Source organism: Parcubacteria group bacterium, from assembly GCA_041657845.1.
Classification (GTDB): Bacteria; Patescibacteriota; Minisyncoccia; order Moranbacterales; family JAKLHP01; genus JAKLHP01.
The window spans coordinates 38,347-52,622 of sequence record JBBABD010000001.1 but is presented as its reverse complement, the minus strand read 5'-3'; the positions used below and the strand labels follow the sequence as shown (position 1 = coordinate 52,622).

The 14,276-nt window shown below is 35.5% G+C and carries 13 protein-coding genes; 8 read left to right on the top strand and 5 right to left on the bottom strand.

The genetic code is table 11. The annotated features are described in order from the left end of the window. Positions 1–13: 13 nt before the first annotated feature. From WC906_00240 to WC906_00220, 5 genes are all read right to left on the bottom strand, one after another. Positions 14–691: a glycosyltransferase family 2 protein gene (locus WC906_00240; GenBank protein MFA5776867.1), complete on the bottom strand. Its 678-nt coding sequence runs from the start codon at positions 689–691 to the stop codon at positions 14–16. 60 nt (positions 692–751) lie between these two features. Then, positions 752–1,147, bottom strand: coding sequence for a GxxExxY protein (locus WC906_00235; GenBank protein MFA5776866.1), 396 nt, complete (start codon positions 1,145–1,147; stop codon positions 752–754). A 46-nt stretch (positions 1,148–1,193) separates the two neighbouring features. Continuing rightward, a complete protein-coding gene (locus WC906_00230; protein MFA5776865.1) occupies positions 1,194–1,724 on the bottom strand; it encodes a hypothetical protein in 531 nt (176 codons plus the stop codon). A gap of 194 nt (positions 1,725–1,918) precedes the next feature. Then, a complete protein-coding gene (locus WC906_00225) occupies positions 1,919–3,376 on the bottom strand; it encodes a SpoIID/LytB domain-containing protein (protein MFA5776864.1) in 1,458 nt (485 codons plus the stop codon). Positions 3,377–3,700: 324 nt separating this feature from the next. Continuing rightward, complete coding sequence (locus WC906_00220; GenBank protein ID MFA5776863.1) at positions 3,701–4,942, bottom strand: ATP-binding protein; 1,242 nt, start codon at positions 4,940–4,942, stop codon at positions 3,701–3,703. Positions 4,943–5,081: 139 nt separating this feature from the next. Between WC906_00220 and WC906_00215 the strand changes: the two genes are divergently transcribed. The 8 genes from WC906_00215 to WC906_00180 all read left to right on the top strand — a co-directional run bounded on the left by WC906_00215 (position 5,082) and on the right by WC906_00180 (position 14,276). After that, positions 5,082–6,020: a glycosyltransferase family 2 protein gene (locus WC906_00215; protein ID MFA5776862.1), complete on the top strand. Its 939-nt coding sequence runs from the start codon at positions 5,082–5,084 to the stop codon at positions 6,018–6,020. 96 nt (positions 6,021–6,116) lie between these two features. Further along, the gene (locus WC906_00210; protein ID MFA5776861.1) at positions 6,117–7,493 is read left to right on the top strand and encodes a radical SAM protein; all 1,377 of its coding nucleotides are present in this window, start codon (positions 6,117–6,119) and stop codon (positions 7,491–7,493) included. A gap of 10 nt (positions 7,494–7,503) precedes the next feature. Beyond that, positions 7,504–8,973, top strand: coding sequence for a hypothetical protein (locus WC906_00205; GenBank protein MFA5776860.1), 1,470 nt, complete (start codon positions 7,504–7,506; stop codon positions 8,971–8,973). Positions 8,974–9,034: 61 nt separating this feature from the next. Further along, a complete protein-coding gene (gene pyrH / locus WC906_00200) occupies positions 9,035–9,754 on the top strand; it encodes a UMP kinase (GenBank protein MFA5776859.1) in 720 nt (239 codons plus the stop codon). Positions 9,755–9,879: 125 nt separating this feature from the next. Beyond that, positions 9,880–11,187 (top strand): UDP-glucose/GDP-mannose dehydrogenase family protein, encoded by a 1,308-nt coding sequence (locus WC906_00195; protein ID MFA5776858.1) that lies wholly within the window; start codon positions 9,880–9,882, stop codon positions 11,185–11,187. A gap of 97 nt (positions 11,188–11,284) precedes the next feature. After that, complete coding sequence (locus WC906_00190) at positions 11,285–12,445, top strand: glycosyltransferase family 4 protein (GenBank protein ID MFA5776857.1); 1,161 nt, start codon at positions 11,285–11,287, stop codon at positions 12,443–12,445. Positions 12,446–12,467: 22 nt separating this feature from the next. Then, positions 12,468–13,415 carry a lysylphosphatidylglycerol synthase transmembrane domain-containing protein gene (locus WC906_00185; protein ID MFA5776856.1) on the top strand — a complete coding sequence of 316 codons (948 nt, stop codon included), beginning with the start codon at positions 12,468–12,470 and terminating at the stop codon, positions 13,413–13,415. Between the two features lie 36 nt (positions 13,416–13,451). Beyond that, positions 13,452–14,276: a metallophosphoesterase gene (locus WC906_00180; protein MFA5776855.1), complete on the top strand. Its 825-nt coding sequence runs from the start codon at positions 13,452–13,454 to the stop codon at positions 14,274–14,276.

Sequence of the window (14,276 nt, the reverse complement as noted above, 5' to 3'; positions counted from 1 at the left end):
CGTTTATAATGATCTAATTCATTAGCCTCCAAATCATTTTGTATAACGTTTTGAATCCGTTTATAATTCCTTGGCCGTGTTCCTTTCCCATAGAATATTCAGTATATCTGACAGTGATTGGGATCTCCGTGAAGCTGAGTTTTCGCAAATAAATTTCTCGGATTACCTCGCTGTCATATTCATACCGATCATATCTTGTGTTGATTGAATCTGCGGATTTTCGCGAATAAACGCGAAAACCCGACTGACTGTCGGTTACCCAGATGCCAAACAAGTACCAAGTTACCAGATTTGCGATCCAATTATGCAATCTCTTGTACAAGGGCATACCCTCGGGATTTTTAAGTCTTGTGCCCAAAACAACGTCGAATTCATTTTTGATTATCGGTTCTACGAGTTTTTTGATGTCTTTGGGGTCATGCTGTCCATCTCCATCCATTGTAACAATAATATCAGCTCCAAGCAATTTTGCCGCTTCAATGCCGGTTTTGGTAGCCGCTCCTTTTCCTCGATTGATTTTGTGTCTCAGGGCAGTAATCCCTTTTATTTCTTTGGCTTTTGAATAGGTATTATCCTTGCTTCCATCGTCAACGATGATAATATTTTCATATCCTTCTTCTTTTATTTCTCTTATAACATCCTGAATCACAGTTCCTTCATTAAAAGCGGGAATAACGATAAAAATTTTCATAATATGATGCTAATATGCTAATTGATGCGAATGCCGCGAATTATTTCATGCTAATATATCTTAATACTCTTTGCATTCTGAATTTAATATTCTTTTTGGTTTTAGATATTTATCCCTGAAATTTACTAAAATTCCAAGTTTCAAATTATATGCAGAAAGGTATCTTCTTAATTGGTAGTAATTTTCTTTAGTAGTGAAATTGGAGCATTTCAATTCTAATATTATTTTGTTTTCTATGATAAAATCAACCTTATTTCTGTTTATCTTTTCTCCCTCAAACGACACTGGCAATGTTTTTTCTCTCGCATAGCTAATTTTGTTTTCTTTTAATTTTTCTTCTATAGAATCTCCATATTGCTTTTCATTGCAATATCTGCCTAATTCATTTTGGACTTTGAATAATATGCCGAATATTTCATAAGACAAATCAGAGTAAATTAATTCATCTCTCCTCATAATTTATTCGCAATTAGCAGATTAGCATAAGATTTGCATATTAGCATCACTGATTTTCCAGCAAATCTTCTGTCACTCGGTTTTTACAGGCGGATTTTATTTTTGCATCAGCTATTGAATTGCAAATTTTCAGATCGGTTTTTGCAACTGCTTGATTTTTGAAGCAGTAATCCTTATCTGTTCCGGTTTTGCTTTCGCAATTATCACTGTCCTTGGTCGAAGAAATGTCGCAGATGTCTTGACAATATCTTAAACTGCTTTCATTCTCTTGGAAATTTAAACATTCATTGTCGCAATCTTTGGCTGTAATGTTAACAGCATCTCCTGATTCGTCAATTTCATCCTTAACTTCGTTGCTTGAAGCTGAGTTTTCTTCGTTTTCAACATCACTGGTGTTGTTTTTTTCATCTTCTGATTCATTTCCATTATTCATGATTGTATTTTCATTTGATCCCTGTTCTTCATTCTTAATTGAACTTTCGTTTTTAAAATAGCGATTTTTAACAATCGGATAGGCGAAATAGGCCAGCAATCCCAGGGCGATTATGAATAATATCAGAATAATCTTTTTAAACATCTTGAAAATTTTATAATTTTTATAAATTACGCGTTTGGTTGTCATTCCTGGCTTGACCAGGAATCTACATTATCGAATTACGCCAGTATGATATTTACACGTTAAACTCTCAATTATCGTTTGCGTAGATTCCTGCTTTCGCAGGATGACATAATTATTATTTAAAATGCGTAAGTCCCAATCTTATAACTCCGTTAATACATTTTCGCAAGCGATACTTTGGTGTAATAATATTTGAGTATCCAGTCATATTTCTTTTTGTATTTGCTTCCGGCCAGTTTTAGTGATCCGTTGGCAATCAGTCCGACCATATGATTTCCGGCCGCTTCCAGCTTTTTGGTACTAAGCGATGGATGTTTTCCGTACGGATCCTTTACTGATTTACACCATGGGTAATCATCCGATCCCCAGCGTTCTTCAAAACTTCGAGTTCTTCCATCGCTCCAAGAACTGTATGGAGTCAGCGCAATCTCGTTTTTATATTTAACAATGATTCCCTTGGTACTTTCCGCCGCTTTTTTGATATTGGGATATTTTTTCTCCCAATCGTAACCTCGATAAATTTGGGATCCTGAATCGCTTCGGATGGTGAATCCATATTTCAAATATTTGGTGGCGTATTCTTTGTACCAATAGCCGTAAGTTCGGAACATTGTGGTCATAACTTTGGTGTGCTCGAATGGTCCGGTTCCCGTCGTTTCTCCCATTCCCCAGACATATTGTTCCATCGGAAGAGTGTTGACAACCCAAATGTTATCGTTGTCATAATATTTTATTTTTATCTTTCCCCGATATTGATCGTAGCTGGATCCGGGGCGGTAGATGTCAAAAACCAGATTGGAATTATTTCCATCTTTGGCGTCAAAGCTCACTTCTTTGCTGAATGTCCTGTCTTTTATTGAGCTATAAACCAAAAGATCCTTATCTCCATTGTATTTCACTTTTGTTATGGTGCCTGCCGAAATTGTAGTTATTCTGTCTCCATCCTTATCTTTTATCGTATAATCCTTGTTGGCTTTTATTTTGAAATATCCACTTTGCAAATCCTTTTTGGTATAGCTCCAGAGACCAACGCTAATTTCCGGTCCATAAGATGCTCGGCAGGTGGTTTCATAATCTGAGACGTTGGCATTTTCTTTTGGAACCCAAAAAGCCGTTTCTCCGCCAGTCCATGTGCTGTCCGTTAGCATACAATTTTTTTCTCCCGGGCTTGAAGTATAGAAATATTTTTTGGTTTTTGAATTTTTTAGCGCATATACAGGCGTTGTGGCATCTTGCTTGCTGGCATAGGCATAGAAAGCAATTCCTTTGTCGACCCAGCCCTTTGTTTTTATCAAACTGCTCCTTTTTGATTTTGAAGCCGTGTAATAATAATATGAGTATGTGCTACTTTTTATTCTATAAATAGGAACAGTATCATTTTGCTTTGATGAATAGGCATACCACAAGATTCCTTCACTTTCCCAGTTGCTGTTTGAAGAGAGGCTTTTGATTTCCGATGCCGATGAAGTCAAAAAACGATAAGAAGATGTTTTGCTCCAAAAGCTATATACCGAAACAAGACTATCATCCGCCTTGGCGGGTCTAGTGCTGGGGAAGAAAGCGGACAAGAATGACAAAAACACAAAAAAAGCGATTATTTTCTTCATCATTTTGTTTTTCAATTTTTAACGCTTCAATTATAGCAAATTTTGGACTTATTGCCAAACAAAAATCCGGCGCACGGCTGGTTTTTTGAGTCTTGCATCTGAATTTTTTTCTAGCTAGTTCGCTTACTTTCTATTAGCTTCTTATCCTTTAGCAGTTTCATTACAGGTTTTCCGCAATTTTCACATATTTCAATATGATTAGAAAAAATACTACCCAATCCTATATATAGGCTTTTTGAGTCTTTCTTTATTGTTTTTTTGCAAATATCGCATTTCGTAATGTTCATAAATAAATTATACTGCCAGTCTGTTCGAGCGTCAATTACTTTATAATTTGTAAAAAGGTATGAATTTAACTGTTGTATTCTCTATTTTTATTTCTGTTTCTAAAGTCAAATTTACAATCCAAGCTTCAGTGGGAGAATATGCTTTTATGAAATTTCCAAGAGATCTGGTTATTTGAGGCTTTTTAAGCCGTGAATATTTTACTTCAACAGGAAGAGCTGATTTCCCCTCACTAATTATGAAATCAACCTCGGCTTTATCCAGTGTCCTCCAGAAACCCAAGTTTTTAGCAGTATTTGCTATTTTTTCATGCAGTCTGTTTGCGACAAGATTTTGAAAAACAAATCCAAGCTGGTCTGGTTGAGCAAGATTGCCAAATAACCCTAGCGAGAAATTTCTAAAACCCAAATCGTAGAAATATGCTAGCGGAGAACGGGTTATTTCTTTGCGTTTGTTTTTGAAATACGGTGATATTGTCCGAATAGAAAAGGTTTTTTCAGCATACCAAAGATAATTTTTCAACGTCTGAAAACTTATTCCTGTTTCTTTGGCCAATTCCGAATAGTTAATAATTTTTCCGGATTGGTCGGCTAAAAGTTTTATTAACAATCCGAATTTTTCGATCTTGTTTGCTCCTAAAAAATAGGCGATATCTTTTTCGGTGTAGCTTCTGAATATTTCACTGATAGTCCTATTTTTTTCCGCGAGCATGCTTTCTAGGATGACTCTCGGATATCCTCCAAAATTAAGATATTCATTCAAAAGAGACAATGATGTTTCATTTTCAATGGAAAAAAAATCGTTCAGTTTTTGGCTGTATTTGTAGTTAGTTTTAAAATTAACAAATTCTTCGAAGCTGACCGTGGAAAGTTCAAATATTCTTTTTCTTCCAGCCAGAGATTCATGTATTTTTTCTTTAAGCTCCAAACTTCCCGAACCGGAGATAATGAATTTGTATGGCAATTCCATATCGTAGATTCCTTTCAAAAAAAGTCCGGCATTTTCTTTCCTTTGAATTTCGTCTATAAAAACAAACCCTTTTTCTTTTCCTAATTCCAATTCTAATTTTCTAACAAGAGCATCTTGGGAAACGAACGAAGCCGCATCTTTTTCAAAGTCCAAATTCAAAAAGACGCTTTTTTCTCCCTTTTCCTCAAGGAAAATCCGGAGTTTGTTCATTAAGGTTGTTTTTCCGGCTTGGCGAGGTCCAACAATTAGTAAAATTTCCTTTGTTTTAAGGTTATTCTTCAATTCATCGAATAATTTTCTGCGAATATCTATCATATAATTAACACCATAATTATTAATGTATATGTGTATTTTAACACCATAATTATTAAAGTCAAGCTTCTGTTTTATGGCTATTGATTTTCTAGATTCGGTGCATTTGCCAATTCTTTAGAAATCGGATAAAATCATTATTATGGACAATAAACTAGACATTTCCGTTGTCGTTCCTATCTATAATGAGGAAGACAACGCCAAAGAACTTCACAAGAGGATTGTCGAGGCTTGCGAGCCTCTCGGCAAAACCTACGAGATTATTTTTATCGATGACGGATCGACTGATGAAACGGCCAAAAATTGCGAAGGACTGACACCGTTAAAACTTATCCGGTTCCGAAAAAATTACGGCCAGACGGCCGGATTTGATGCCGGAATAAAAGCGGCCAAAGGCGATGTTATCATCACGATGGACGGCGATCTGCAAAATGATCCCAAAGACATCAAATTATTATTAGAAAAAATGAATGAAGGATTCGATGTGGTTTCCGGATGGAGATGGCAAAGGAAAGATGATTTTATGAAAAAGCTTTCTTCTCGAATGGCCAATCTGCTTCGGAAGGTTCTGGTAGAAGACAATATTCATGATAGCGGGTGCAGTCTCAAAGCTTACAAGCGCGAATGTTTCAAAGATGTCGACCTTTTTGGAGAAATGCATCGTTTTATGCCAGCTATTTTGCAGTTTGATGGATATAAAGTCGGAGAAATAAAAGTCAATCATTTCCCCCGAGTTCACGGAACAACGAAATACAATTGGAAAAGGGGAGTCAAAGGCATTGTGGATATGGTTTCCATTTGGTTTTGGCGAAAATATTCCAATCGTCCGGTCCATCTTTTCGGTGGCGGAGGAATGTTCTGTCTGTTTGCCGGCTTTGCAGTTTTAATCTGGATGGCAGTGGAAAAAATATTTTTCAGAACAGCTCTTTCAGAAAGAATCTGGCCTCTTATCGGCGCACTTCTAATTATGGTGGGAATCCAGCTTTTTATCTTTGGACTTCTGGCTGACATTCTGCTCAAAAATTATTACAAGACCAGAGGAACGATGAATTATTCGGTAAAAGAAATAATTGAGAATTGAACGGATTTAATATTATTAAAAAAGTTGCGAATTAAGGATTTAATTTGTTGGTTTTTTAACGTTTTATGATTAAATTTTTCATTTAAGATTAAAATAATGATCAGAAAAAATAAAAAGAAATTTAGATCCAGAAGATTCACCATAAGAAATGAATATTTTGGAGGTTTGATATATGATTCTCTATCTGGAGAAATAAGTATTATAGATTCAGGAAAATTTAACTTTTTGGAGTATCTTTGTCATGAAGGATCTATAGATATTAAATCTATAAACGAAAGCAATGAAAAAAATGTTGAGGATTTTGTGAAAATGGGATTAATTAAAAAAAATGCATATAAAATATGTATTAGTAATTGCAGGCTGGTAAAATCTAAAAGTATAAAATCAAAAAATTGTCTCAGTGCGCCTCTGAGGGTATATGATACATTTACAAGAAAGTGTAACTTAAACTGTCATCATTGCTACGCTAGAAGTGGAAATATCAATTTTTCAGAAAAAAAACGCACAATCAATCAAACAAGAAAAATCATTAAAAAGTTTTTTGATGCTGGTGCGACGGAGTGGCGGATTACCGGCGGTGAACCGACAGTTGATAAATATTTATTTGAAACTATAAAATACGCAAATGGTTTAGGGATGGTGGTGAGTCTCAATAGCAATGGGTGCTGGAATAATGAAATGTTTAAAAAAATTATTAATTCTGGCATTAGGGATTTGGTAATAAGTCTTGAGGGCAGTGAAAAAATCAATGATAAAAGAAGAACAAAAGGAGCATATAATTTGGTAGCGGAAAATCTTAAAAAACTTCATGAATATAATGAAAATTCGAAAAATAAAATACCAGTTGTAATCAATGTGGCTATTGGATCTGATAATATAAGAGAAACAGATTTTTTAGTGGAAGTGGCTATGGAATATAAATGCGACATAAATTTTATTCCATTAAAACCATCAGGAAGAGCGATTGACAACGATACCAATAAATTGATTCTAACTGCGAACCAATATAAAAAATTTGCTAAAAAAATTCAAGATTTAAGAAGTAAAAAAGAAGTTATCAATTCTGGAATTAAAGTCCTCTTAAAACACAAGGATTTGTTTAATTATAATTTAAAGGATAAATCTCAAAATCCGTTCCCCTTTGATAATTCAGAATGCGGAGCATTAATTAGGGATATTTCCATTCTTCCTGACGGTAGGGTTGTGGCATGCCCATTTCTTATTGATTACCCCGAATTTATTGGTCCGAATGCTATAGGCATGTCAGTTGATGAAATATGGCATCATTCAATGGCGGAACATTATAGAAATGCTAAAAAGATAGATTGTTTGAAATGTAGTTTCTATAAAAAAGAATGCAGAGGAAAATGCAGATCAACTGTCATTTTGACCGGAGGGAAGATTAAGGGCGGGAAGCTATTGGGAGGGGATCCATTTTGTTTTGCTCATTTAATGAGGGAAAAGATCCACTAGATTTATTAGTATGAATAAAAAAATAACAAATGTGCTGCTTATTGGTCTAGGATCTCATGCAAAAAGAATATATTTTCCTGTGTTTTTAAAGGATGGAGAAAAATATAATTTTCGGATTGTTTGTGTTTTAGATCTCATAGAAAAAAAGGATGATATTGAGAATTATCTTTCTGAAAAAGGTAATCCCAGTCTGGAGATGCATTATTTTTTATCTAAAGATTTCAAATCCAATGGGTTGAGATCTTCGATAAAAATGAAGCTAGATGAGATTGTTGATAAATTTTCCATTCAAGGGGTCATTATTTCTACTGGTCCAGAAAGTCATATTGTTTATGCTCAGTGGGCGCTAGAAAAAGGACTGAATGTTTTGATGGATAAGCCATTGTCGGTGCATAATAATTTGAGTACCTCAAAATTTTCAGCGAAAAAATTAATTAATGATTATGAAAAAATTATTAAAGTTTACGAAAAGGCCAAGAAAAAATACGTAAGAATATTATTCAGTTTAGCAGTTCAAAGAAGATATCATCCTGCTTTTGAAAAAATTAGAAATCTAGTCAGGGAGGTGTTTGACAAAACGAATTGTCCAATAACATCAATTCAATCTTTCCATTCCGATGGGCAGTGGAGATTGCCAAATGAGATTATGGATGTGGATTACCATTCATTTAACCATGGTTATGGAAAATGTTCACATAGCGGTTATCATTTTTTTGATATAATTATGTGGCTCATGAAAGCGGCTGATGAGGGAAAAAAGGCAAACAATGTCGATGTATTTTCAAATTTTATGAGGCCTTCGGATTTTTTGAATCAGATTGGAAAGGAAGATTATGAGAAGATTTTTCCTAGTTTTAATTCATATAACAAGTATAATTTCGAAAAATTAAAGAAATTATATAAACGTTTTGGAGAAATAGATTCTTTCTGCTCCTTTGCTTTCAAGAGAGATAAGTCTATTATTACTTTAGCTAGTGTCAATCTCGTTCATAATGGTTTTTCTAAAAGAGGTTGGTTGAGTTTAGCCGGAAAGGATTTGTATAAAGGAAATGGACGGATAAGACATGAGTCGCATATCATAGAGCAAGGTCCGTTTCAGGCAATTCATTTCAATTCATTTCAATCGAGAGAAGTAAAACCTAATATTACAAATAATTTGTATGAAGTAGGAAATGAATATCATTTGGATATTCATGTTTTCAGAAATGACAATTATTTTTCTGAATGGAAAAATTACGAAAAATTTAGCATTAAGGAATTGGGTAAAAACTATCTTCATGGAAGGTCAAGAGGACACCAAGAAGATGCTAGGAGAGAAGCAATCTTAGAATTTATTTCATTTATTCAAGGAAATAAAATAAATCCTGTTTCAGAGATAACTAGTCATAAAAACGGGATAAGCCTATGTAGTGCTGTTTATCAATCGGCATCAAAAAGATACAAGGGCAGAAATCCTCTAGTAAATGTTAAATTATTTTGATTTATAGATTTATAAACTTTTGCAGTTTTTGCTAAAAAGTGTAAATTCTATATAAATAAAAATGAGTAAAAAAATGAATTACAAGAGAATATTGCTTAAACTATCCGGTGAGGCTATGAAAGGAGAAAGAGAATATGGGATTGATCCAATTTTTATGAATTATATTGCTTCAGAAATTTTTGAAGCGCATAAGCTAGGAATAGAAATAGCTATTGTTGTGGGCGGGGGTAATATATTTAGGGGAGTTGCAGGCAGTAAAAATGGTTTGGATAGAGCTACGGCTGATTACATGGGAATGCTAGCCACCATTTTTAACGGAATGGCTCTTCAAGATATTTTAGAGCAAAGAGGACTTCAGGTAAGATTACAGTCTGCCATAGAGATGAAACAAATTGCAGAAAGTTATGTTAGGAGAAAATCTATTAGACATCTTGAGAAGGGAAGGATTGTCATATTTGGAGGGGGAACCGGCCTCCCCTTTATTACAACTGATACAGCTGCAACAATGAGAGCGTTAGAAGTAGGATGCCAAGCAATATTTAAGGCTACAAAAGTAGATGGAGTTTATAATGATGATCCAATAAATAATCCTAAAGCTAAAAAAATTGATAGATTGACGCTTGAAGAAGCTTTCAAAAATGATAAAATAAAAGTAATGGACAAATCGGCTATTGAATTGTGCAGAAGCAATGGTTTGCACGTAGTTGTTTTCAATATTTACAAAAAAGGAACTTTGAAAAAAATAATACTGGGAGAAAAGGCAGGCTCGATTATTTGCTGATTGAATAATTTTAATAAAAAATAAATTAATCATTAATAATGAAATCGGGAAAATGTCATAGGATACATTTAGGTATAAAGTAAGTATTTTTATTTCATTATCCGAATATTTCATAAATTGATAAAATGAAGATTGTAGTAATTGGTTCCGGTTATGTCGGTCTTGTTTCCGGAACTTGCTTCTCGGAGTTCGGACATTTTGTTACGTGCGTGGACAAGGACGAGAAAAAAATTGAAAATCTCAAAAAAGGAATAATCCCAATTTATGAACCGGGATTAGATCAAATGGTGGCGGAAAATGTGAGATCGGGAAGATTAACTTTCACCACCGAAGCCAAGAAAGCTATCGGAGAAGCGGATGCGATTTTTATTGCGGTGGGAACTCCAACTTCCAGACGTGGCGATGGATATGCTGATTTGACTTATGTTTATGAAGCAGCCAAAGAATTTGCTCCGTGGCTCAAGGATTACACGGTGATTGTGGATAAAAGCACTGTACCAGTCGGAACAGCCAAAGAAGTGAAAAGGGTAATCAAAGAAGCTAATCCGGAAGCTGATTTTGACGTGGCTTCCAATCCGGAATTTTTGCGCGAAGGATCAGCTATTGGAGATTTTATGCATCCGGATAGGGTAGTGGTTGGGGTTAGCAGCAAAAAAGCTGAAGATGCGATGAGAGAAATTTACAAACCATTATATCTCATTGAAACTCCGATCGTTTTCACTAATCTTCAGACAGCTGAACTTATCAAATATGCATCTAATGCTTTTCTGGCGACTAAAATCAGTTTTGTTAATGAAATTGCCAATCTCTGCGAAGCAATCGGAGCCAATGTGGTTGACTTGTCGAAGGGTATGGGATTGGATGGAAGAATCGGAAAGAAATTTCTTCATGCCGGACCGGGATATGGCGGTTCCTGTTTTCCTAAAGATACGTTGGCGCTTTGCCGGATTGCGCAGGAACACGGATCTCCGATTCGAATTGTTGAAACGGTAATTGAAGTAAATTCCGCGCAAAAAGCCAGAATGGTAGGGAAAATCAGAAAAGCTTTGGGCGGGAGCGAAGCGGGAAAGAAAATTGTCAGTCTGGGACTTACTTTCAAGCCGGAAACCGATGATATGCGCGATTCAGCCGCACTGACTATTTTGCCAGCCCTAAAAGAAAAAGGAGCGGAAATTGTGGCGACTGATCCTCACGGAATGGAAGAAGCCAAAAAATATATGCCAGAACTTATTTATGTCGATGATCCATACGAGGCGCTCAAAGATGCTGATTGCTTAATTTTGATGACCGAATGGAATGAATATCGTTCACTTGACTTTGACAAACTCAAAAAAATAATGAAAGGCAAGGTTTTCGTTGATCTTCGAAATGTCTATGATCCCGAAACGATTAGGAAAGAAGGGTTTGAATATGTGGGAGTGGGAAGGAACTAAAATTCATGTAACATGAAACATGTAGCATGTAACAAGACAATAAATTAAAAAAGCAAAAGACATAGCATATTGTTATATGTTTTATGCTATATGTTATATGAAGATACTTTTCTTCAATTACGAATATCCGCCGCTGGGCGGCGGGGCGGCCAATGCCACCGCCTATATTTTGGAAGAATATTCCAAGATTTCCGGCTTGGAAGTGGATTTGATCACATCTTCCATAGATTCCAATTATCATCTTGATAAAATCGGAGAAAATATTTTCATTCACCGGCTTCCGATTGGAAAAAACCAAAACAATCTGCATTATCAGTCGCAAAAAGATCTGTTGGTTTATCTCTGGAAGGCTTATTTTTTTTCCAAAAAACTTGTCGGAAAGAATAAATATGATTTAAGTCATTCGTTTTTCACAATTCCTTGCGGATTCATTTCGCTTCTTCTGAGATGGCAGTATGAAATTCCGTATATTATTTCTCTTCGCGGCAGCGACGTTCCGGGATACAGCGATCGTTTTATATTTTTATATAAATTCATCAAACCCCTGACAAGGCTTATCTGGAAAAAATCTTCAGGAGTGATTGCTAACAGCAATGATTTAAAAGAGCTAGCATTAAAAACTAATTTGAAACAAGAAATCGGAGTCATTCCCAATGGAATTAATATTTCAGATTTTACTCCGGATCCGAAAAAAAGGCCCGATGGCAAGCTGATCATAACCGTTGGAGCTTCAAGAGTGACAGCTAGAAAAGGAATTAATTATTTGCTGGAAGCGATTAGGACTTTAATTTCCAAATATCCTGAAATATATTTGAAAGTAATGGGGGATGGAAATGAAAAAGAAAATTTGGAAAAACTGGCCAAAGAATTGGGAATAAAAAAGAATGTGGAGTTTACCGGCCGCATTCCGCGGGAAGAAACCTTTCCGTATTATCAGGAAGCTAGCATCTTCGTTTTGCCGTCTCTTAATGAAGGAATGAGCAATGCGATGCTTGAAGCTTTGTCGTCCGGTCTTCCTCTTGTGGCAACTGATACTGGGGGAGCCAGAAAACTTCTGGAGGAGGGAGTGAATGGGTTTATCATTAAAATGAAAGACAGCCAGGATATTGCGGAAAAATTAGAAACTTTAGCAAAAGACAGAGAACTAAGAGCTGAGATGGGGGATGAGAGTCGGAAAAAAGCCGAAACGATGAGCTGGGAAAAAGTGGCAGTTCAATATGTGAAGATTTATTATGAAATTAACGAATTAACGAATTAAAGAATTAACGGATTATATTCTTGTGAAAAATAAAACCATAAAACTTATTTTAAAAATTCTGCTAAGTGCTGTTTTTATTGGATTTCTTATTGTTAAGGTCGATTGGGGCGAATCATGGCAATACCTCAGAAAAATTGAAATTTGGCAGGTCATAGCCTATCTGGCAGTTATTTTCCTGGGACTTTTTATTTCTACCAGAAAGTGGCAAAAACTTTGTCTTCACAAGGGCCTGAAAGATTCTTTCTTAAATTTTTTCAAGTTATACCTGACTGGAGCGTTTATTAATAATTTTGTTCCTTCAACAATTGGAGGGGATATCTTTCGGGCATATCAAATCGGGAAAAAAGAAAAAAAATATTCCGAGGCTTCTTCGACAGTGGTAGCGGATCGTTTTACCGGACTCTTGGCTCTTATGCTGATGTCGCCGATTTTCTTTATTCTTAATTTTCAAAAAGCTTCAGGAATTTATTTTATCACTGTGGCTAATTTGATTATTTTGGGATTGCTGATCGGGCTGACTATTTTTTTTAAAACCAGAAAAACCGCTTTTGCCAAGAAAATTCTCGGATATCTTCCTGATAAAGCGGTAAATTTTTTGCGCGAGCTGTCTAGTTTTGGAAAAAACAAGAAAATTTTCTTTGAATCTTTGGCCTATTCTTTTCTTTTTAATTTAATCGGAGTAGGACTAGCTAATCTGGTTTTGTTCTGGAGTCTGGGGATCAACATAAATATTTGGGATTATTTTTCGGTCATTTTTCTCATAAGCATCGTTTCCTCCATACCGGCGGGAGTAGGGCTCAAGGAATGGGCTTATGCGGCTTTTTTTGTTCCGCTAGGGATTAATATTTCAGCGGTAGTTATGGTAGCGATTCTTAATCGTTTTCTTCAAGGATTGGCCAATATCACAGCCTTTCCGATTTATCTAAAAGGGAAACGCGACTTCGGCAAATGGATCAGGATTAAAAAATAGGTTTGTTTTTTTGATTGCTTTAAAATGGAAAAATCAATGAAAATAAAAATATTTGTTTTTGTCTTGCTTTTTTTCTGTTTTCTTACTTTTTTTATTTTGGGATTTATTTTTTCTAGAAAGCTTTTGGACGGAGACTGTCCTGAAATTCTCGAAAAAAAAGTTTTTAGAGTTTCTTTTGTGTCTGATATACATGCCGGCAGCCAAGACAGAAGATCAATGGAGCAAAATACGCCCGGAAATGTGATATATCCAGCTGATTTTGTGGAATTTCTTCCCGAAGCGCTAAATGAAATGAAGTTGGAAGGCGTTAGTCTTCTTGTTTCGCTTGGCGATCAGTTTAATACCCCATCGCTTAAATATGCCCAAGTGATGAAAGATATCATCGATCAATCCGGAATGGAGGTTTTATGGGCCAGGGGAAATCACGACAAAGAAGATGTTATAAATTATTTAGGAATAAATGGAACCTATTTCTACGAAGATTACGACAATTGGAGAATCATCGTTCTGGATACGAATGATAAATCAGAAAATGATCCTTACAAAGAAGGAATAACCAAGAAGCAATTGGATTGGTTCAGAGAGGTTTCCGATACCGAAAAAAATATAATTGTGGCAATGCATCATCCGGTTTGGGATTGGGATAATGCGGAAAGAATCCATCCTGTTTACAGGCCTCTGATTGAGGAATTTGAAAAGAAAAATGTTAAATATGTTTTTTCCGGGCATCTGCATCTTCCGTGGCAAAAAGAAAAAAACGGCATCGAATATGTCGGAATGCCGGCTTTTCTTCTTGAAGGAATGGAAGGAAACTATAGGACATTCGATCTTCTTTCTTATCGCTGGTTTTGGCAGGAATAG